Origin of the sequence: Pontibacillus yanchengensis (assembly GCF_009856295.1) — a bacterium.
GTDB classification, from domain to species: domain Bacteria; phylum Bacillota; class Bacilli; order Bacillales; family BH030062; genus Pontibacillus; species Pontibacillus yanchengensis_A.
The window spans coordinates 51,583-72,203 of sequence record NZ_WMEU01000006.1 but is presented as its reverse complement, the minus strand read 5'-3'; the positions used below and the strand labels follow the sequence as shown (position 1 = coordinate 72,203).

Sequence of the window (20,621 nt, the reverse complement as noted above, 5' to 3'; positions counted from 1 at the left end):
CTTTCCGCTTTTTACCATTTACAATTATTCAAAACATAGTATAATACCAAGTAAACGCATAAGCATATATATGATTAAAGGAGTGATTGGATGAGCGTCCTCAAATCTCTTTTTATAGAGGCTTGCCCCACTTGTGAAAAAACATTAGTGTCAAATAAATCCGATTTCGCTACAGCAAAAGTAGTAAAGTCTTGCCCCAATAACCATTATGAAAAGGAATATCACCCTTCCTTAGAAGGATATGTGGTTACGAAAAAGTAATCTTTTTAAGAACCGAAATTAATAAAAAAGGATGCCCTCCACCAGGACATCCTCCATATATTATATTAACTCAGAATATCAAACCATATTTTCACAGCTGTACCTAAAATTAAGATTGCCAGAATACCTTGAAGAATTTTGGTATTTACTTTTTTCCCAGCGTTGGCCCCAAGAGGGGACGCGAGCAAACTAGCAATAATCATAATCGTGGCCGGTAAATATAAAACTTGGCCAGTTAGCACTTTCCCAGTTGTAGCCCCAATAGAAGAAATAAATGTAATCGCTAATGAACTGGCTATTGTCATTCTTGTAGGTATTTTTAGAATCAAAAGCATAATTGGTACCAGTATAAATGCTCCAGCCGCTCCAACAATCCCTGCTCCAATCCCTACTACTAAGGCAAGACCAGCTGCCAACCATTTATTAAAAGTAACCTCATCTAAGGGAATTTCATCAATATCATCTTTTGGGATAACCATCATAACTGCAGCAAGTACAGCTAGAATTCCATAGACGATATTAATTAGATTCTCTGTCATAAATTCTGATCCATATCCTCCAATGAAACTCCCAATGAGAATGCTTACACCCATATAGATAATTAACGTTTTGTTTAAGTATCCACCTTTACGATAGGCCCATACCCCACCAATAGTTGCAAACAATACCTGAACAGCACTAATCCCAGAGACTTCATGCGCAGTAAATGCAGCCAGTCCAAATAATGGTGGAATATATAATAGCATGGGGTACTTTATAATCGAGCCACCAATACCGACCATGCCAGAAACAAACGAACCTACAAAACCAATAAGAAAAATAACAACAAAAAAGAAAATACTATAATCCAATTGCTCCACCCCTTTCTAATGGAAAGGGGCACCTAACAGGTAGGCACCCTTCTTGTCCATTTTTATTAAATACCAATTTAATCTTATTCATGAACTGCACAGCGGTTAGGTCCAACTTCCATCTCTCTTTGCTTTTCTTCATCTGGATTTATTTTGCCCATATTGGTTTTACGAATATCTTCATATGCATTTGGTTGTGGTGGAAGATTTTCTGTAACCATTCTTCTAAATTCATCTTCATCTTGAATTTGCAAACCTTTGTTCTTCTTATACAGTTCTCCAAGATTACCTGATATTTCTCCACCTTCACCCATTTCTTTGACAAAGGAATAGTGAGCAGGAAGAACCACTAAATCTTCAGAAAGCTTTTTGTAACGTGAATAAAGAGTTTCGCGAAGATCTCCTACCCAATCATCAGCTTTCCCTGCTAAATCAGGGCGGCCAATCGATTCAATAAATAAGATGTCCCCAGTCATAAGATACGTATCATCAACGATCATTGAGGTACTACCAATGGTGTGTCCTGGTGAATACATTGGTTGTACTTTTATATTTGTCTTCCCTACTGCAATATCTTGCCCTTCTTCAAGAGAGGTGTATTCAAACGTAACTTCCTCTGCATCTTTTGGCGGTAAGTAGTAGGTTCCATTCACTTGCTCAGCCAGCTTTTTCCCTCCAGAAATATGATCTGCATGAAGGTGTGTATCGATAAGGTACTTAATGGTAGTATTTTTTTCTTTAGCGAAGTTCTCATAGAAATGAGTCATTCGATTGGTATCAATAATTGCGGCCTCTCCATCAGATTCAACGAAATAGGATAAGCAGCCTTTTCCAATGCGAACAAATTGATAAAGAGAACCTCCTCCCTTTAAATCCCCAATCTTTACAGGCTCTAAGTGTTCACTCCATCCCTTCATCCCTTCTTCAAGCGAAAACACATCTGTAAATCCTGCTTCCATGACTTGCTCTGCTACCATTTGTGAAGAACCACCTTTGGCACAAACAGTAATGATATCTTTATCTTTTGGAAGCTGGTCCATTACAGGATCAATACCCTCCATTAAGTTGAAGTAAGGTTCATTGATTACATGAATATTCTTTCCTTCAATCTTCCAATCATCAAATTCATCTGTATTTCGCACATCCAGAATAAATGTTTCTTCGTTTGAGAAGACCCTTTTGGCAAGCTCCTCATTTGTTATCGATTTAACTGCCATTTCGCTTTCCTCCTTAGAACGTTAGCGTAATATTCGCATCCATACCATAATCAATAAAAGTAGCTGCTCCCGCTACTTCAATTCCTTCTACAAATGCATCTTTCTCGAGACTCATTACGTCCATCGTCATTTGACATGCTATTAGCTTTACATTTAATTCATTCGCCATACTAAGAAGTTCTTCAATTGGTGGTACGTTAGCGCGTTTAAAACCTTCTTGAAAATGTTCTTTTCCTTCTGGAAGAGGGAGATTTTTATGACCTTCTTTATGGATCAGATTCAGCCCCTCAAATGTAAAAAAGATTCCCACTTCTGCATCAGATGCTGCAGCGGCTGTCGCTACATTAAATACTTTATAAGCATCGAATAAACTTCCATTTGCTGCAATAATCGCTACTTTTTTCGCCATTCTTTCTTCCTCCTAGATGTTAGTTTGTTTCGTTCTTTTCAGTAGGTCCATCCCATTGTTCCATACCAGGGACCACGTTTTTCACTGAAGTAAACCCTTGTTCCGCAAGCTTTTTCGCTGCCAAGTCACTTCGATTGCCAGTCCTGCAAATGATATGGTGTTCTTCATCTTTGTTTAAATCTTCAAAACGCTTTTCTAATTCTCCCAGCGGGATATTCTTCGCTCCTGGAATCGAACCGAAAGCATACTCTGCTGGCTCTCTCACATCAATAATTGAAATCTTTTCATTTCCATCAATTTTATTACGTAGCTCTTCCAGGTTAATTACATCCTCATATTTCGTTTCTTCTGTTTCTTCCTTTTCATCTGCTTTTCGGATATAATGCTTTAATACCTCGCCCACTTCGACCGTACCTAAATAATGGTGACCTGAACCATCTGCCCATGCTTTCAGGTCAGCAGTAGAGCCTTTATCTGTAGCCTGAATTTCAATAACTTGACCTGGCTCCAAGTTGGTAATGGCTTTTTTCGTTTTAACAATTGGCATTGGACAAGCTAGTCCCTGAGCATCCAACACTTCGTTTGCAGTTATGTCCATATAAATACCCCTTTCAAAAACTCCTTTATAACTTCCCCTATTTAGAAGAGATTATAAGAGTAAGTTACTTCTATTTACTTAGGTATTATCAACTGACGTGTTTAAATATATTAGTGAAACACTTTATTTAGGATGGATTTGTACAATGGAGCACCGTATTTCTTATGACAATATGGACGATATTTTGAACAAATTAGAGGATGATTATATTCAAGAATTGGTTCAAAATGATACCACTACGGTGGAAGACTTTATTGACCACTATGGCAACAAGGGTAGTGGTTCCGAGACCGGTATGAAGCATGGGGTAGTTATGCTCATGGTCGAGTTGAGCTAATTTCTTTTGTAAGTGATCTGCTATTTCATTAAAAGCACCACTAAATGTAAACAGTGTGTACATCTCCTTGGGAATAACGTCGCTAACAGCTTTTATTAAATCCATATTTTGATGGTTGTAATCCCATGAAAGCAGGTTACAAATCTCAACATCTTTGTTTTCAATAACTTTCTAAATGGTCATGAACAAATATCCTGAAAACAAGAAAAAGGATCTCCAACTCTGGAAATCCTTTTTCTTCTCGCTATCATTATTATCGTTTTAGATCATTTACAATTGTGCAACCTATACATTCGAACAACACTTGCTACTTCCTGATTAACTCCTACCTTTTGATAAACGGGACTGGGGTTCTGTTGTCACAGAATTTGCAATCACAGGTATCAGGTAGAAGGCAGTTGAATCTTCATTCGTCTACTTATCCTTCTCCATGAACTATTACATATTGACTATGCAGATTCAGTATCACTTGATAAAGAATTGTCATTATTGCAACCCTTTGCTTCCTCCACACGTTTTGCTAACAACTTGACTACGCCTTCTTCAAATCCAACCGCATTACACAGAACGAGATTCGGTGATTCAATGGTTTTTTGGTAATACGTGACCAAATCACTTACATCACTAACTAATTCTCCTGTGAACAAGAAATGGGGCAAAACATAGACCATTTGAAAAGGTTGCTGTAGCATGGAGAGAAGTGCATCTTCATATGAAGGCTCTCCGTATTTCAGGAAACAGGTGTAAAGAATAGCAGTGCCTGTTTTCTCTTGCAATGTGTTTACCAGCTCTTCCATTTCCTCTTCCACTTTTTCAGAACGGCTGCCATGTGTTGTTAACAAGACGCCCTCAGTACAGTTGCCAACGAATCCTTTCTCCTTTAAGTTACGAATAAAAATATCTATTATTATTTCATCAATACCTAACACCTTTCCATAGGTGAACGAAACGTCGGGATACCGTCTTTGTGCTAATAATAAAAGTTCTGGAATATCTTCCGTTGCGTGAATGCCTGATGACAATAACACTGGCATAGAAATAATCTGAGTCGCTCCTTGGTCTACACAACGTTCAATCCCTTCATCAATAGAAGGACATGTGGCTTCTAAAAAGACAATCTCTTGAATGGGTGCTTCTACGAACTGCATGGTTCTATGGACAAAATGTGTGAATTGAAGATTTCCTTCTTGAGTACGACTACCGTGTCCAATATAAAGGATTGCTTTCATATCATTATCCTCCTTTCCAATTTTCCTCCATTATGCTTGTATCAGCGACCCATTCTGTATGAAGAATTCCTTAACCCCCTTCCGCATCTAGGGTTTTTAAAATATTAATATCTTGGATTCGACAAACATGTGCAGTGTGCGCCGTCTTCTCACCAAAACAAAGGGCTGGAAGGTTGGCCAAGATCTTATCTGCATGTTATAGATTATCCTTTAGAACAGACACCGATTTACTACACGGGAATAGATGTGAAGTTTGTATCTTCCATCACCCTTTAAAAAATCGGTAGGTACGATTTATCCAATAAAGTCTAATGGGTCATAAATAGCTCATATTTAGTATAAGGGAGAGCTAATCACCATTGCTGTTCATCTAGTGAACGTTCTCCAACAATTAATACCGTTTCCTGTCATCTGCAGGAACTTGCACCATGAAGTCCGCTCACAAACCGTGAGTTTGTAGTGCTTTCACCGTTCTTCGTGACGTACCATAAAGCTGCCCTTTCAGATAACGAATATTCTTCCCCAATCCCCATAAATTGTCAAAAAGGATGGTTGTACTGTCTGGATTAGAAAATAAGATAGTTCCATATAACTCAATCTCGTCAAGTACACGCCCTTGTTCCGGATTCATTGAAAGGATCACTTTTTTCATTTTAGGAAATGGGGTAAGCGGCAGCAGTTTAGCGACGTACAAACTGCTACCCACAGCACGCGGGAGGAGTGCCATGTTGGTGCATGAATCAGCGATTTTCATCGAACTTCCCCTGACTCTGTGAGATAAAGGAAACACGGAGAGTGGTGCTATTCAATGTTGACTTATTGTAAGGAGGAGCAGGAAGTTTGTTTGTCGCTGAGCGATGGAGCTAGAGGCGTAAGCCCCAAAACTTATATCCCCTTTTTTTACATATGAAAAAGACGAAATCTGATGATTTCGTCTAGGAATACTATTTTAATTTCAAACTATAAGCTATGACTCATCTGAAAGTTTCTCTGTGCTCTGCCTATTTTCATATTTAGCAGAAAGAAATCCTAATAAACTTCCAAACATCGCACCACCTAAAACCTCAGTTGGTTGGTGACCCAATAACTCCTTCAATTCCTTTTCCCTTTCTATGAATTCGAAGCTCGGAAAATCATTAGACAACTTTGCAAATGTATCTTCCAAATCATTGACTAGTTTAGCAATTTCTCCTGTATGACGTCGGATACCTTGCGCATCATACATCACTATCACACCAAATACGACTGCTAGGGCTGTTTCTGTGTGACGACTTCCTTTATGTGCAGCTAAATAGGTTGCCAATGCAGAAACACCAGCTGAATGGGAACTAGGCATACCGCCTGTCGTAGCTATTTGCTTCCAGTCCCATTTCCCTGTCAACTTTTTATTGGTAAGCATTTTTAATCCTTGGGCAATCCCAATTGCAGATAACGCCGTCACCATACCTCGATTCATTTTTTGCATCATTGATTCCTCCACTCTTTGGTATCTATAGACTATATTATTTTTGAATACCCTAGAGAGAGGAATGTTATTCAGATAATTATTAATGATACTTAATATAATGATGTCTTACGTGTATCATGTAACGCCAGAAGATGACTTTAGCTTGAAGAAAGTTATCTCTCACCAACCTGAACAAGACGTTCGATTTCCAGAATAGGATTATCGCATAGAGCGTATGATGTCTATTACAATACGCTCTAAACATTCTCTGAAGATAAAATGGAAGCTATGAATCTTTCAACTGAAGAGAAAATAGCTGAGGTGAAATTTTCAGAACAATAAAGTTTCTAAACATTGCTAACATCGAGCAAGAAAAACACATAGAAAGAGCAACGATATAAAATTCGTTGCTCTTTCTTATTTACTGTTCTGTGTTGATTGCCATGCGGCTAAACTGATCATAATCCCACCAATGAGCCTATCTAGATTCCGTTAACGTTTGCACTCAATCCAATAGCTTTCAACCGACCGCCAATGAAAGCATAGAAAGTTGCACAACAAAATTCAATCACTATTTAAACAGCGTTAACGATTAGAATTTGTCCACCTAATGTAGCTGTGTTTGATGTGATAAACTGCGGTAGAAAAACGGTGAACAATAATAAAGCTTTCGGATTTGCTGCTGCTACTATGAATTCTTGTCTCGCAAAATCCCATGGTGTTTGTGAATCATCTTTGAAGGTTACCTCACCTTTTATGTTGTCTTCATCTTTATACACAGAAGAACTAAATAAGATGGTTTTCAAACCTAACCAGCCTAAATACACCACACCAATCCATTTAATACAATTAAATACCATTAAATACGAAAGTTGATGCTTGAAGAACGGTTCCTAAACCTAGAGATACACCAATAACCATTATAGGGAAAGCAGTAAACCGACAGTTACAGCAATAATAGCTGTCTTAGCCCCCTTCCTCAAACCATTACGTAAGGAAAGGATTTGATTCGCACCTGGGACAGACGCCATGAGAAAAGATGGTGGTATAAGAGCCATCCACTTAACATTCATTATCATTTCATATAAGTCCATACTTTGTGAATTCAATAAGTATATGGAAAGGGAAAATAAACTAATAAACATGAAAACATAGAAATATTTTCTTTTAATATAAACTCCTCCTCCATGATAAAACTAACCCCACCTTAAGTTATATCTGGTAATGTTTCGTATAGCTTCTTAGTGGCTAACAAGTCATATATGGATGACCCTACACATTTAAATAAATTCACTTGGTTAATCTCCATATTCTCACCTTTTTGTACAACTTCTTCAATCGTTGTAAACTCTGTATCATCACGAAGTTCACCTGCTTTAATCATATCACCTGACTCTTTACGTGCAGTAGGTTGATCAACAAATATGGAGGGTATTCCTCTCAAAATAGAATCAGGTATTTCCTGCATCGTTGAATTAAACGAACCTACAGCCGTAATGTGCTTTGCTTCCCATTGGGACGGATCGACTTCCGGAAGAACAGGTATAGATGAACCAGTTGCTGTAACAATAATTTCAGATTTATGAATTAAGTCTCTAAGGTTTGGCGTAACTACGTTTAAGTTTGGGAAATGCTCCTGAACTTTCTCTGTAAAAGCAGCTACTTTCTCTTCTTTTCTACTATATACATATAAGGTATGGATATCTCGCACAGACAATGCTGCTTCCAAATGCGTCCACGCTTGAACACCTGTACCTACTATTCCTAATGTAGCAGCATCCTTTGGAGCGAGATACTTCATCCCCAGCCCTCCAATCGCAGCTGTTCTAATACCTGTAAGTTTATTTCCATCAAATGTAATCAATGGCTCCATCGTATCTCTTTTATACAAAGTCATGGTGGAATGAACCATTGGTTTGCCTATATCAATATTCCTCGGGGCCACTCCTACTAGTTTCACTGCATAATAATTCTCATAGAAGGCAGGCATTAATAAGGCGGTTCGTGAGTCATCTTCTACATGCATACGATCCGGGTTAATCATCCCTTGATTATCCCTTTGACTGTGAAAAAGTTCATACTCTTCGATGATATCTTTTACAGTTATATATTTCGTAATATCTTCAGATATAAACTTCATCAGTGTTTCTCCTTCATTAACATGGTTCTTTAAATCATACCATAGAAAAAGCACGTTTCGAAAAACGTGCTTACGTATCACTCTGGATACACCCATATTTAATTAGTTTCATATATTCATCAATTTCTGACCCTGCTTTTTTCTGAATCTCAGCTAATGAAATGGTATTCGCTTGATACTCTTGAACGTATTTCTGGGTAATTTGTTCTAATGCCATCATTGTTAAGTTCACTACTTTTTCAGGTGATGCATGTTCTTGAAGTAAATCCTTATCTAGTAACTTGTTAAGATACTCTTCACTATAATAATCTACATTTTTTTGGAGAAGAGCTTTCATTTCATCCTCCATTCCAGCAGGTGGTTGTAGTACAGCATTCGTCACTAATTGTGTTTCTTTATAATATTCTATTTGCACCCGTTGTTTGATTAAGATAACTTCCTTAACCCGTTTGAAGAAATCTTCTGTTTTCACTTCTTTTATTTCTTTCATAATTTGATCACCTATTTGCTGGCGACAATAATCAACGATATACAAAAATAGATTCTTTTTATTTTTGAAATAGTGAAACAAAATACCTTTTGAGATTCCCGCACGGGAAGTAATCCTATCAGTAGACGTTTTCTCAAAACCAGTTTCTGAAAACTCTTCTATACATACACAGAGAATCGCTTGCTTCTTTTCTTCAGGTAATTTTTCAAAGTTGGCATACACTGTAGTAACCTCCGTCATTAAGTTGCTATATCTTTCTTAAGGTAAAAAGCGTAAGATAACCATGTACTTATGAGGGTAATTCCAATCATAATACTAAGGTAAAGTAAATCAATTGCTCCTTCAGAGATAATATCAGCAGCATCCACATATTTAAATAAACTAGCATACTTTAATACCTCCATATCTTCTGTGATACCAGATACAACGCCAAAAAAATAGGAAATCAGTACAAGACCTAGCGAAACAGATGTGATGGTTCTTGATTTCTTCATTATGACAGAAAGAAGAAAAGCTACTGCTGCGAATGTTATGTGTAATAATATGGTTCCTATTATTAGGACCATAAACGTTTTCATTGGAATATCTTCGTTTGCAAATTGAAAACCTATGAGGCAAACCACTACATTAATAACGTTTAGAAGAATAATATTTGTTAGTACAGCTAACGATTTCTCCGTCATAATCCTTGTTCTTGTAATAGGTTTAGATAACAAAAATTCAATAGTTTTTTCATTTTCTTCTTTTGCAATCATGTTTGAGGCTAGCATAACAGCATAAATACTCCCTATTAGAGTGGTCATAAAATGGACTTGCATGCCATAAAACCCTAGTAATGTACCAATGTCCAGTCGGTCCATTCCAAAAGCTTGTTTAAACGAGTCAGGATAGGCACTTAACAAATCATTCATGGTTTCTTGATCTTGAGTGAATTGAGGATAGATACTAAGCGTCATTAATATAATCCCACCTAAGATAATCCCCCAAATGAATAACGCCTTAGCATTTTTTCTAATCTCCCGATTGTAGATTAACATTATTTAACCTCCCCTTCCCTACTCGTAGTAGTGCATAAAGACTTCTTCTAAAGATGGCTCTTGAATGAGTAAGTCTTTAATGTCCAAAGCTGTTAAATGATTTAATAATGAATTCATTTCGCCGCTATACAGAAAAGCAATGTGGTCTCCATTTTTCGCTTTGTTCAATACCCCTTCAAGTTCTAACTCAGGTTCTTGATTATCTCCTATCATTAGCCTTACCTTTTTTAGATTGTTCTTAATTAACGTTTCTACCTTTTCGACTGTTACAAGTTTTCCTTCCTTAATGATAGCTACTCGATCGCACATTTTTTGGACTTCACTTAAGATGTGCGAAGAAAAGAAAATCGTTGCACCTTTCTTCCGCTCCTCTGTTAACAATTCAAAAAAAATATTTTGCATAAGAGGATCTAATCCTCCTGTAGGCTCATCTAATATTAACAACTTAGGCTCGTGCAGAAGCGCCTGGATTATACCGACTTTCTTTCTATTTCCAAATGATAAGTCTTCTATTTTTTTATGAAGGTCAAGTTGTAGCCTTTCTGCTAATTGATGAATGCGTTTTATATTTTTGTATTCATGAAATTTTGCTGAATACTGCAACAAGTCCAAAGCTTTCATGTCATCATAATAGTGTACTTCTGATGGAAGATAACCTACAAGTTCCTTAATCTCTTTGGAATCAGAAACAATATCCTTACCGAAAATAGTAGCAGTTCCACTTGTAGGATGAATGAAGTTCAATAATGTACGAATTGCCGTACTTTTACCAGCCCCATTCGGACCAATAAAGCCAAATATTTCTCCTACATCAATCGATAAAGAAACGTTCTCAATACCTTTGCTTTTCTTATAGTATTTCGTTAAATCATTCATTTCTACAGCTTTCACTTTGACCTTCCCCCTTTACAAACCTAAATTGACTTTTTAGTCAACTTAAGATTACTCCTCATTGACCCAATAATCAATATGTGTTTGTAGAATTTTTTTTGGACTCTAAACTGGCCTTGTTTCCGTTCATCTCCACAAAAGCAAAGGTGGCCTGGGAACAAGGAGACTCCCGCCGGAGAAAGAGGTAGGCAAGACCATAAAAAAAGAAGCTTGATTGGATCAAGCCTCTTAGCAGCCTATTCTGAAAGTCTCTATTTAGAATAATATTCATGGTGATATTAACTCTGTAATGATAATACGTTTATCCTCCATAAACACTCGCACACGTTCCAGCTTGTGGTTCATAATAACAATGATTTTTAAATTGACCAGTAAACGGTTGACCATACCATGATGAAGGACATTGCCCCTCCGGATTGAAGTACCACAGGGAATATTTCGCTGGGTGATCCCTCCAGAATCTTAAATTCTTCTTTGCTAACCTTCTTTCAGCAGATCTCGCCCTATTGTAAAACAGATTCCCCTTTTGAACAGCTTCGAAAGAATAGTTTCCTCCTTGTACTTGATAAATAACTTCTGAAATTGTTCTTAGATCTTTAAAATCTAAACAATCTGCTTTAGCACGATTAACCACTACATTTCCTACATATAACATACCTTGTTTTCCTTCACCTACGGCTTCGGCTCTCATCAACCTCGCCATTAGATCTACGTCCGAACTTGTGTATTTTACTCTTGGCATCTTTTCACCCCAAAAATAGTTTATGATAAAAACGCTTCGTTTAATGTTATTATATATAAATTAAACGAGCTTTCTTCCTTAAATCGTCCATCTCTTATACCTTATTCAACCTTCCTGCTTTAAGTTAATCTTATATTACAGAAATAAACGATTTACACAAAAAAGCGTTTCTTAAATAGAAACGGTCTCAAAGGGGGGGGATAGTAAATACTCTCAAAAAAGCATCTTTAGATAGCATTAACTTTTTCCTAAAAAAAGGAAAACACTACCTTCACTACGCATGCATGATCCTGTTAAATATCCATTGGAGATAAGGTTCTTCCTGTTTCCAAAAAGGTCTTCAAGTTGCTCAGTATAGCTGGCCAGCCATTATTTAAACCACCAAATGTATTTTCTTCATTACTAAAATCATCATCATTAAGATTCTTATGAATAAGAGTCAACTTAACAACTTCATTCATTTTTCTAAGTTTGAATGTTACAACTAAAGGTTCTTCTCTTTCTATATCATCTACATGATGCCATGTATAAGAAAGAAGTTCATTTATCTCAAATTGTAGAACTTTCCCTTCTACATCCAGTTCACCGCTTTGTGTTAGAAATTGAACGTTTGAACCTTCCTTCCAATTAGACTGGACTTCTCTGCCGAAGAAATATTCGCTTGTACTATTACTAGATGTTAAAGCATCCCAAAGTTTTTCAGGAGTAGTTAAAATGTAAGTTGTGTACACAAATGATTGACTGTTATTCATATTGACCTTCCTCTCTTATCCATTTTAATAGTGACTACTTTATAGTTCATTCTATTAAGAGACAAAATACACCTTCTGTAATTTTCATATTTTACTTAGAGCCTTATGAAAGTATTTAGTCTTGTGAAATTTTCTTTAAGGTTAATAACAAATGGAATACAAAAATTCTTTGGGCTTAAAAAATTGTTCACTAAGTACCTATCACATTTTAATGATTATGTTCTGTTTTTTAAATAATTTAACTCCTCTTCTACTTTCTTCAACCTAGTATTAACATCCTCTCTATTAACACCATGAGATCTTACATACCTCACCCCAAACACAAGACACGCTATCATCATGAGTAAAACGGAGAACACTAGTATCAACAACAAAATAAGTAATATTTGTTCAACTGACACCTCCCCTCTACTCTCCATAAATACTTTGACATTTTTCAGAATTTGATGTACATTACACAATATACGAACATTTTACATAATAGATAATATAACATTCGTTTTTAGGAGTGAAGGTCATGGAAAATGTATTTGATTACGAAGATATTCAATTGATTCCCGCTAAATGTGTAGTAAATAGCCGTTCTGAATGTGATACAACCGTTACATTGGGTAAACATTCATTCAAATTACCTGTTGTCCCAGCAAACATGCAAACTATTATAGACGAAACAATTGCCATCACCCTCGCTGAAAAAGGTTATTTCTATGTGATGCATCGTTTCGAACCAGAGAAACGAATCGATTTTATTCATGATATGAAATCCCGTGGTTTATTTACATCTATCAGTGTTGGAGTCAAAAAGGATGAATATGAATTTGTGAAGCAACTTTCCCAAGAAAATTTAATGCCCGATTATATTACAATTGATATTGCTCACGGACACTCCAACGCTGTAATTGAAATGATTCAACATATTAAGCAGCACTTACCACAGACCTTTGTTATTGCAGGTAATGTTGGAACACCTGAAGCTGTTAGAGAATTGGAACATGCAGGGGCAGATGCGACCAAAGTAGGAATTGGCCCTGGTAAAGTATGTATTACCAAGATTAAAACAGGATTTGGCACTGGCGGTTGGCAGCTAGCAGCGCTTCGTTGGTGTGCAAAAGCAGCAACGAAACCAATAATTGCAGACGGTGGCATTCGTACACATGGAGATGTTGCGAAATCTATTCGATTTGGAGCAACGTTTGTAATGATTGGCTCTCTATTCGCAGGTCACGAAGAATCACCAGGTGAAACTACTGAGAAAAACGGTAAACTCTATAAAGAATATTTTGGTTCAGCTTCAGAATATCAAAAAGGCGAAAAGAAGAACGTTGAAGGTAAAAAAATGTTTGTGGAACACAAAGGTTATTTACAAGACACGTTAAATGAAATGGAACAAGATCTACAATCTGCGATATCTTATGCCGGAGGAACCGATCTAGAAGCTATTCGCCATGTTGATTATGTAGTTGTAAAGAATTCAATTTTTAATGGTGATAAAATCTATTAATATCTAATGTATTAGAACTTCTTCTCACATAATCTTAAGGTGCTTACTTTATTATTTAGTAAGCACCTTTTTACTTATTTCCACTAGAACATAGATTTATCCTTCATTTAAAAGATGGCTTTGTTAACAATATTGTTTATTAGCAAAAAGTAACACGTTCAAGAAAAGACTGAGAGCGAAGTAAACTCCATATAATTGGGACTTCTGTTTTACAAATAACATGAAAGAATAACAAAAGCTCGGGGCGCCCGGTTAGCGACGTACAAACTGCTACCCACAGGACGTGAGTTGGTTCGATGTTGCTGCGTGACGCGGGCCTACAGGATGTAGGTCAGTTCGATGTTGTTGCTGCACGATGCAGCGATTTTAATCGAACCTTCTTCAACTCAGAACTCCCCCTTAACCCGTAGGAGATAAAGGCAACACGAAAACATGCGTGATTCGATGTTGACTTATCGTAAGGAGGTGAAGGAAGTTTGCTGGGCGCTGGAGCTGGACGTGTTCTCTATAACTTACTTAGTTATGCACAAGCCAACATTTTTATAATTTCCTGGTGGACAATAAAAAAAAGAAGACCACCTGGTGAGTCAGTCTCCTTTTAAAACCAAATAAGAGGAAAGCTCCAAGCTAGAATCACTGCATAAGAACACTATCCTCAATCTGTTTCATTTCATAAAAATATCCTTCTTGAGCCACTAACTCCTGATAAGTCCCCTCTTCAACGATTTCACCTTGGTCCATGACGATAATGTAATCCATTTGTTCTAGCCCATTCAATCGATGGCTAATCAACAGGAGCGTATCTTGTTCCGCCAAGCGTAAAATGTGTTGGAAGATGGATTGTTCCGTAACAACATCCACAGAAGAGGTTGGTTCATCCAATAACCAAACGGATGCTTGTTTGAGAAAAGTTCTTGCAATCGCAAGACGTTGTTTTTCTCCACCAGATAAGTTTTCTCCTTTTTCAAGAACCTTTTGATCTAGAGAAAAATGATCTAAATGCATGTGTTGTAATGCTGCATTCATTTCTTCATCTGTTGCCTCTGACTTAGCAAGCATTAGGTTGTCCCGAATGGTTCCGTAAAAGAAATGATTCTCTTGCAAAACCACATTCGTATGGGCCCATATATCTTCTTGAGCAATGTGTTTGATATCGTTTCCTCCGAGTAAAACCTCCCCATTAACTGGCAAATGAAATTTTAAGAGCAATTGCAAGAGAGTAGATTTACCTGAACCACTCGGTCCAACAATAGCCGTTTTAGAACCTGGGGGAAGGTGGATTGAAAACGAATGAATAGAAGAACGAGCTTCTTGCGGAAAAGCAAAAGAGATATTGTTTGCCTTTATATCAAATGCTTTCGTCGATGGAAGAAGCCATTTGTTCTCCTGTTTTTCGCTTCTGTCTTCTCCTTCTACATCCTGTAACCTATTAGCTGCCCTACGACTATCCTCTAAATATCCTGGTAGCACAGCCATAGGAGTCGCATTTTCAAATACGGTTAACGAAATCATCACAAGCATGGCCAGAAAAATACCGTCCAACTGATTAGTTGAAACCAAATAAGCTCCTACCATAATGACTAACCAAGAAATGAGTAAAGAAACCCCAGTATGCAGGGATAGATTTAATCTTTCGATGACTCCTTCTCTTTCCTGTTCCCGAAGGTAATCTGAGGATTTGTGCTGTAAATGATCCAATTTTTCCGGTAGTTTTTGATGAATTTTTAAATCTCTAAAGCCATAGAGAAATTCGGTAACATCAGTCGATAACTTCCCTCTCTTTTCTCTTATCGTACTCTCTATCCTACGTTGCTTCCATGCGAATAACGCAGGAATAACCACACCTGTTATCAACAATCCTACTAATAAAATAAGAGCAATTGATAGAGAATAAAAGGTGGTGAACAAAATTGTACTCACAAATACAAGAACAAGTAGAATAGGCGGATAAAATACTCTTAAAAAGAAATATTGAAGCCGGTCAATATCTCCAACAACTCGTGCTAACAACTCCCCACTCTGTTGTCTCTGCAAAATGGAAGGCGCCAATGGTTCAATTCTTTCAAAAAACTTCACTCGCAATTTACTTAAAATCGTAAAGGTAGCTCGATGGGAAAAGTACCTCTCCAAATATCGACCAAATGCTCTCATAAACCCAGATAACTTTAAAAAGGCAATCATGATAGAAAGCGTATAAAATGGAGGTTTCAGTGCTGCTTTTGAAATCAAATATCCACTGGCTGCAAACAGAGCAACTGCTGTCAAACCTGCAATAACTCCAAATAGCACAGAAAGAATAACATCTCTCTTCTCTGTCACAATTTCTTTGATGACATACTGTAAATCCTTCATAGCGTTACGCTCCTCTTTTGCACATCGACCATATCTTGATACACGCTTGTTGTTTGTAGGAGTTCCTCATGTGTGCCTTTAGCAACAATTGTTCCTTGTTCCATTACCCAAATTTCATCTGCTTGACGTATAGTATGCAGACGATGAGCAACTGTAACCATAGTTGCTTGCTTAGATAAGGTTTGAATAGACTGCTGCAATATCTGTTCCGTAAAGAGGTCAAGTCCAGTTGTAGGTTCATCAAATATGATAAAGGACGGCTTCTTTAAAAAAGCCCTTGCCAAAGCGACTCTCTGTTTCTCTCCACCTGAAAGTCCTCTGCCTCCTTCACCAACTATGGTGTCATACCCTTGAGCGAGCCCATTTACAAACCCTGAAATTCCAGCCTGTTGCCCTGCTTCCTCTATTTCATTTCTGGTAACATCTTTTTTACTACCTAACGCTATATTTTCAGCTAATGTCCCAGAGAAAATATAGGGATGTTGTGATATATAACTTATTTGCCCTAACCACTCTTCTTCTTGATACTCATTCAATGAGGCATCATTCACTTTTAATTCACCTGAAGTTGGGGGGAGCAACCCTGCCAATAGGTGTAACAGGGTCGTTTTCCCAGCCCCGGTTTTTCCAACTATAGCTATTTGTTTGTACGCTGGAATCTCAGCCGTGACAGGATGTAACTCAAACTCATCTTCCTCGTACTGATAACCAACATGATCGAGCATAATATGAGGTGGTTCTGTTAAGTGATGAAGGGGTTTATTCCCCCAATTTACAGGCTGAATGTCCTGTTGCAATTCTTCATTAACTTTATTAGCCGCTCCCATACTTCCTCTACCCGTATGAAACGCACTTCCTAAATCCTTAAGAGCTAAATAAAATTCTGGAGCCAGTACCAAAATAAAGAATGCAGGAACAAACGTAATATTTTCAAACACAACTAACTGCAATCCAATCTCTAAAGCAATAATACCGATACTTAGCATGGATATTAGCTCAAGCATTAAGGAAGAAACAAAGGCCACTTTTAACACTTCCATTGTGGCATCCCTGAAGTCTAAGCTGCTTTGTTCTATAGACTCTTTTTTTTGGTTACTTCTTCCGAATAGTTTTAACGTTGTCAGCCCTTGTAAAGTATCTAAAAAATGGCCCGAGAATATTGCCATTTTATCCATTTGCTCCTCTGATTTTTTCTTTGTCATAATACCAATTATGGCATAGAAAAGTGGTATAAAAGGCGCAGTGACCATCATAATAACGGCAGATGGAAAATGCTGAATGGCTACCACAATTAAAATACTTAAGGGAACGATTGTAGATTGAATTACTTGAGGAGCATACTTACTAAAATAGCTATCCAATTCATCAACCGAATCCATGGTTACACTAACTTTATGACCAGATTGCCCTGCAATGGAAGCTTGTAAAGGATTAGAAGAGAATTTCTCAAACAACTTTTCTCTAAACTTCCTTTTCATAGTCGTGGCCATCTTAACGCCTATCCATCCATTAAAATAGGTAAAACCAACTCTTGCTAAAAGTGCAATCGCAAGCCAAACGGCCAAGGGTATAATTTTTTCAAATAAAGCTTGTTGTAAAAAAACTAAATCCACAATCTTTACTATCAAATAAGCTTGAGCAATGACACTCAAGGCTAATCCACTAGAGCTTACTATTAGCCATATCCGTGACCCTTTCTGCTCTTTAGCCAACTTTTTTAAATCGTTCATAAGACATTCCCCTTAAATAAAACCTTAATAAATATCGGTTTCTAGGCAAGCTTTTGTGAAACATTTCACATTGAATATATAATTTTATTTTATTCCATATCTATACCTTATGACAAGTAAACCAACCTATCCAGTGTTTTTATTATTAGGAAAAGATTTAACGCTATTCTTTAATGGAGTAGAGATTCTAATTCCCTTTATTTATAGAATAAGAAAATTATTTATTCTATAAACGTTACTATCTTTTTATCAAACCCTTCCAATAAGCTAGACTTCTAACTCTATTCTTAAAAAATGAGTAATAGAGTAATGCATCATTTATTCTTCAAATATTATATCCATCCAACCCTCTTAATTTTAATGACATAACTTGTATTAAGTGTCAGACATCAAAATCTTTCTGATGCTTGCATGAATTAAAATAAAGGTGGAGATGAATTTATGGGTAAGCGCAATCGAAAAAAATGTAAGAAAAAAGAGTTTGATTATGAATTTGACTATGATTACGATCATAAGGAACATGATGGTAAGAAAACCCATGATGACTTTAAAGGCAAAAAGCATGGTTGCCTACAAACTCAATATCCAGTACAAATTTCTCTTGGATATGTAGATAACGGTGCAATCGCTATTAAGGATAGTAACGCTTCCGATAATCCTTATAATAGTGCAGTTTCTCAAGACGAAAGCAATGCCTCTGATAATCCTTATAATAGCGCAGTTGCTCAAGAAGATAGTGAAGCTAAAAACAAAAAAGAAGAATAGTCCTTCCCTTGAATCCCCACATTTTTGTGGGGATAACGTCTTTTTATTAGAATGAAGAAAGGTTGGATAAGTAAAGTGTGCAGAGATAAGGAAGAAAAATATAATAAAAAGAAATTGAAACGCAAACTAAAGAAAGAACTTTTAAAAGAATTAAAAGAAGAAATTCTAGAAAATAAGGACGAGGAAGCACCAAATATTCCGCTACAAGTAAATGTAGACAAAGAACCAAAATATTGCAACAAATATTCAAAATGTAAACGCAAGGATAAAACATCTTATGATGGACCACTTGAGATAAATATTTATCTCAATGTTACTCAGGAACAAAATCCAGAACAAATATCACTTGGTCATATAGAACAATCAGCTATTGGAATTAAGGACAGCAATGCTGTCGAGAAACCTGTGAATAGCTCTATCGCGCAAGAAAAAAGCTATGCCTCAGACAATCCAACTGAAAGCAGCGTTGCCCAAAAAGGCAATGCTTCAAAAAACCCTAAGTACAGTGACGTGGAACAAAGTAAGTAGGTTTAAATTGCGACGTAGTAAGATGAGCGAATTAAACTCGCTCATCTTTTAATATTTGCTAAGGTGCAAATGGAACAAAATAACGGAACATGAAGGCCAGAAACGCATAGATTGAGATCGTTCCTGCACTAGCGAAATGAAGCAAAATAAAAATGATTTTCCTATACCCTTCTACAAAAAACGAGTAAATGAGCCCAAACAAAGGATTCACTATTAATACAGGTAATGCAATAGCAATATATACTTTCGATGCTGTATACACAAAATCAGAATCTGTGTTTGAGAAAAACTCTAAATCGATCAATAAAACCGAGAGTACAACAAACGTAAAAATGAGAGACCAAAACGATACCTTCAATGGTTGCTTAAAAAATCTTTTCATTGTAATCTCCTTTACATTTTCAATCGATGCTATTGTTATATTCTACCATATTATTCAGAACAATATCTTTTCAAAAACATAAATGGACTACCGTATAACTTGACCTTTTTCATGAAAGAACCTTAAGCTTAATATATTCTAATTGAATTTCAGGAGGTAGAACCATGAGATATACTGTCATAACAGGGGCTAGTTCAGGAATAGGCTATGAATCTGCTTTAGCTTTTGCAGAACGAGGGAAAAATTTAATTCTTATTGCACGAAGGGAACATAAATTAGAGGATTTGAAAGCTGAAATCCGTCAACATAACGCTGAGATTGACGTTGTCGTTGAACCAACAGACCTATCCATTATGGAAAACGTTTATGCCATCTACGAAAAGTTAAAAGTGTATGAGATTGATACTTGGATAAATAATGCCGGATTCGGGGTGAAATCACCTGTTGCTGACCAAGACTTAGACAAAGTGGAGAACATGATTCTATTGAATACACAAGCACTCACTATTCTCTCAACCCTCTACGTCCGTGATTATACCAATGTGGAAGGTTCACAGCTTATTAATGTAGCTTCTAGCGGAGGATACAGTATTTTACCAAATGCGGTTACATACACAGCTACGAAATTTTTTGTCAGTTCGTTTACAGAAGGGCTTGCAGAAGAGTTAGCATCAAAAGGCGCAAGCTTACAAGCGAAAATTTTAGCTCCTGGAATTACGGAAACCGAATTTGCGAAACGTGCTCTTGATACAGATAAGTTTGATTATAAAGAAAGGATGCCAAATTTCCATACAGCAAAAGAAATGGCACAATTTATGCTGCAACTTTACGATAGTGATAAAACACTTGGTCTGGTTGATGAAAAAACGTATGAATTTGAATTGAAAGACCCTGTATTCACGAACCTAAAATATATTCGTTAGGGTTCTGTTATATGTTCGTCTTGCAGCTGTTAGCTTATG

23 protein-coding genes are annotated in these 20,621 nt (G+C 36.8%); 6 read left to right on the top strand and 17 right to left on the bottom strand.

Annotation, left to right across the window (positions count from 1 at the left end; translation table 11 throughout):
- The first annotated feature begins 90 nt into the window (after nucleotides 1–90).
- Nucleotides 91–261, top strand: a complete 171-nt coding sequence (locus tag GLW08_RS21695; RefSeq protein WP_202406215.1) for a hypothetical protein — start codon at nucleotides 91–93, stop codon at nucleotides 259–261.
- A gap of 65 nt (nucleotides 262–326) precedes the next feature.
- Here GLW08_RS21695 and GLW08_RS16685 read toward each other — a convergent pair whose 3' ends face one another.
- The 4 genes from GLW08_RS16685 to GLW08_RS16670 all read right to left on the bottom strand — a co-directional run bounded on the left by GLW08_RS16685 (nucleotide 327) and on the right by GLW08_RS16670 (nucleotide 3,336).
- Complete coding sequence (locus GLW08_RS16685; protein ID WP_160849791.1) at nucleotides 327–1,112, bottom strand: sulfite exporter TauE/SafE family protein; 786 nt, start codon at nucleotides 1,110–1,112, stop codon at nucleotides 327–329.
- Nucleotides 1,113–1,195: 83 nt separating this feature from the next.
- Nucleotides 1,196–2,329 (bottom strand): MBL fold metallo-hydrolase, encoded by a 1,134-nt coding sequence (locus tag GLW08_RS16680; protein ID WP_160849790.1) that lies wholly within the window; start codon nucleotides 2,327–2,329, stop codon nucleotides 1,196–1,198.
- 13 nt (nucleotides 2,330–2,342) lie between these two features.
- On the bottom strand, nucleotides 2,343–2,738 hold the full coding sequence (locus tag GLW08_RS16675) for a DsrE/DsrF/DrsH-like family protein (RefSeq protein ID WP_160849789.1): 396 nt from the start codon (nucleotides 2,736–2,738) through the stop codon (nucleotides 2,343–2,345).
- A gap of 19 nt (nucleotides 2,739–2,757) precedes the next feature.
- Complete coding sequence (locus GLW08_RS16670) at nucleotides 2,758–3,336, bottom strand: sulfurtransferase TusA family protein (RefSeq protein WP_160849788.1); 579 nt, start codon at nucleotides 3,334–3,336, stop codon at nucleotides 2,758–2,760.
- A 145-nt stretch (nucleotides 3,337–3,481) separates the two neighbouring features.
- On the opposite strand from GLW08_RS16670, the gene GLW08_RS16665 reads away from it, so the two are divergent.
- The gene (locus GLW08_RS16665; RefSeq protein ID WP_160849787.1) at nucleotides 3,482–3,673 is read left to right on the top strand and encodes a hypothetical protein; all 192 of its coding nucleotides are present in this window, start codon (nucleotides 3,482–3,484) and stop codon (nucleotides 3,671–3,673) included.
- 449 nt (nucleotides 3,674–4,122) lie between these two features.
- Here GLW08_RS16665 and GLW08_RS16660 read toward each other — a convergent pair whose 3' ends face one another.
- The 10 genes from GLW08_RS16660 to GLW08_RS16615 form a co-directional block, all read right to left on the bottom strand.
- Complete coding sequence (locus GLW08_RS16660; protein ID WP_160849786.1) at nucleotides 4,123–4,902, bottom strand: sirohydrochlorin chelatase; 780 nt, start codon at nucleotides 4,900–4,902, stop codon at nucleotides 4,123–4,125.
- 439 nt (nucleotides 4,903–5,341) lie between these two features.
- Nucleotides 5,342–5,656: a hypothetical protein gene (locus GLW08_RS16655; protein ID WP_160849785.1), complete on the bottom strand. Its 315-nt coding sequence runs from the start codon at nucleotides 5,654–5,656 to the stop codon at nucleotides 5,342–5,344.
- 213 nt (nucleotides 5,657–5,869) lie between these two features.
- Entirely contained in the window at nucleotides 5,870–6,367 is a 498-nt protein-coding gene (locus GLW08_RS16650) for a divergent PAP2 family protein (protein ID WP_160849971.1), read from the bottom strand.
- A gap of 557 nt (nucleotides 6,368–6,924) precedes the next feature.
- The gene (locus GLW08_RS16645; protein ID WP_160909189.1) at nucleotides 6,925–7,209 is read right to left on the bottom strand and encodes a LysE family translocator; all 285 of its coding nucleotides are present in this window, start codon (nucleotides 7,207–7,209) and stop codon (nucleotides 6,925–6,927) included.
- A gap of 347 nt (nucleotides 7,210–7,556) precedes the next feature.
- Nucleotides 7,557–8,489 (bottom strand): ornithine cyclodeaminase family protein, encoded by a 933-nt coding sequence (locus tag GLW08_RS16640; RefSeq protein ID WP_160849783.1) that lies wholly within the window; start codon nucleotides 8,487–8,489, stop codon nucleotides 7,557–7,559.
- A 70-nt stretch (nucleotides 8,490–8,559) separates the two neighbouring features.
- Nucleotides 8,560–9,201, bottom strand: coding sequence for a TetR family transcriptional regulator (locus tag GLW08_RS16635; RefSeq protein ID WP_160849782.1), 642 nt, complete (start codon nucleotides 9,199–9,201; stop codon nucleotides 8,560–8,562).
- Nucleotides 9,202–9,218: 17 nt separating this feature from the next.
- Nucleotides 9,219–10,016, bottom strand: coding sequence for an ABC transporter permease subunit (locus GLW08_RS16630; RefSeq protein ID WP_160849781.1), 798 nt, complete (start codon nucleotides 10,014–10,016; stop codon nucleotides 9,219–9,221).
- A gap of 18 nt (nucleotides 10,017–10,034) precedes the next feature.
- Nucleotides 10,035–10,907 (bottom strand): ATP-binding cassette domain-containing protein, encoded by an 873-nt coding sequence (locus GLW08_RS16625; RefSeq protein ID WP_160849780.1) that lies wholly within the window; start codon nucleotides 10,905–10,907, stop codon nucleotides 10,035–10,037.
- A 301-nt stretch (nucleotides 10,908–11,208) separates the two neighbouring features.
- Nucleotides 11,209–11,649: a cell wall hydrolase gene (locus tag GLW08_RS16620; RefSeq protein WP_160849779.1), complete on the bottom strand. Its 441-nt coding sequence runs from the start codon at nucleotides 11,647–11,649 to the stop codon at nucleotides 11,209–11,211.
- A gap of 293 nt (nucleotides 11,650–11,942) precedes the next feature.
- Nucleotides 11,943–12,401 (bottom strand): SRPBCC family protein, encoded by a 459-nt coding sequence (locus tag GLW08_RS16615; RefSeq protein WP_160849778.1) that lies wholly within the window; start codon nucleotides 12,399–12,401, stop codon nucleotides 11,943–11,945.
- Between the two features lie 517 nt (nucleotides 12,402–12,918).
- Between GLW08_RS16615 and guaC the strand changes: the two genes are divergently transcribed.
- Nucleotides 12,919–13,902: a GMP reductase gene (gene guaC, locus GLW08_RS16610; protein WP_160849777.1), complete on the top strand. Its 984-nt coding sequence runs from the start codon at nucleotides 12,919–12,921 to the stop codon at nucleotides 13,900–13,902.
- A 633-nt stretch (nucleotides 13,903–14,535) separates the two neighbouring features.
- On the opposite strand, the gene cydC is transcribed toward guaC, so the two are convergent.
- Nucleotides 14,536–16,254, bottom strand: coding sequence for a thiol reductant ABC exporter subunit CydC (gene cydC / locus GLW08_RS16605; RefSeq protein WP_160849776.1), 1,719 nt, complete (start codon nucleotides 16,252–16,254; stop codon nucleotides 14,536–14,538).
- Nucleotides 16,251–17,984, bottom strand: coding sequence for a thiol reductant ABC exporter subunit CydD (cydD, locus tag GLW08_RS16600; RefSeq protein ID WP_160849775.1), 1,734 nt, complete (start codon nucleotides 17,982–17,984; stop codon nucleotides 16,251–16,253). The genes cydC and cydD overlap by 4 nt, the downstream gene beginning before the upstream one ends.
- Before the next feature lie 441 nt (nucleotides 17,985–18,425).
- Between cydD and GLW08_RS16595 the strand changes: the two genes are divergently transcribed.
- Together GLW08_RS16595 and GLW08_RS16590 are read left to right on the top strand one after the other, a co-directional pair.
- Nucleotides 18,426–18,749, top strand: a complete 324-nt coding sequence (locus GLW08_RS16595) for a hypothetical protein (RefSeq protein WP_160849774.1) — start codon at nucleotides 18,426–18,428, stop codon at nucleotides 18,747–18,749.
- 75 nt (nucleotides 18,750–18,824) lie between these two features.
- Complete coding sequence (locus tag GLW08_RS16590; protein WP_160849773.1) at nucleotides 18,825–19,277, top strand: hypothetical protein; 453 nt, start codon at nucleotides 18,825–18,827, stop codon at nucleotides 19,275–19,277.
- Nucleotides 19,278–19,335: 58 nt separating this feature from the next.
- On the opposite strand, the gene GLW08_RS16585 is transcribed toward GLW08_RS16590, so the two are convergent.
- A complete protein-coding gene (locus GLW08_RS16585; protein WP_160849772.1) occupies nucleotides 19,336–19,659 on the bottom strand; it encodes a hypothetical protein in 324 nt (107 codons plus the stop codon).
- A 164-nt stretch (nucleotides 19,660–19,823) separates the two neighbouring features.
- Between GLW08_RS16585 and GLW08_RS16580 the strand changes: the two genes are divergently transcribed.
- A complete protein-coding gene (locus GLW08_RS16580; protein ID WP_160849771.1) occupies nucleotides 19,824–20,582 on the top strand; it encodes an SDR family NAD(P)-dependent oxidoreductase in 759 nt (252 codons plus the stop codon).
- The last annotated feature ends 39 nt before the right edge of the window (nucleotides 20,583–20,621 follow it).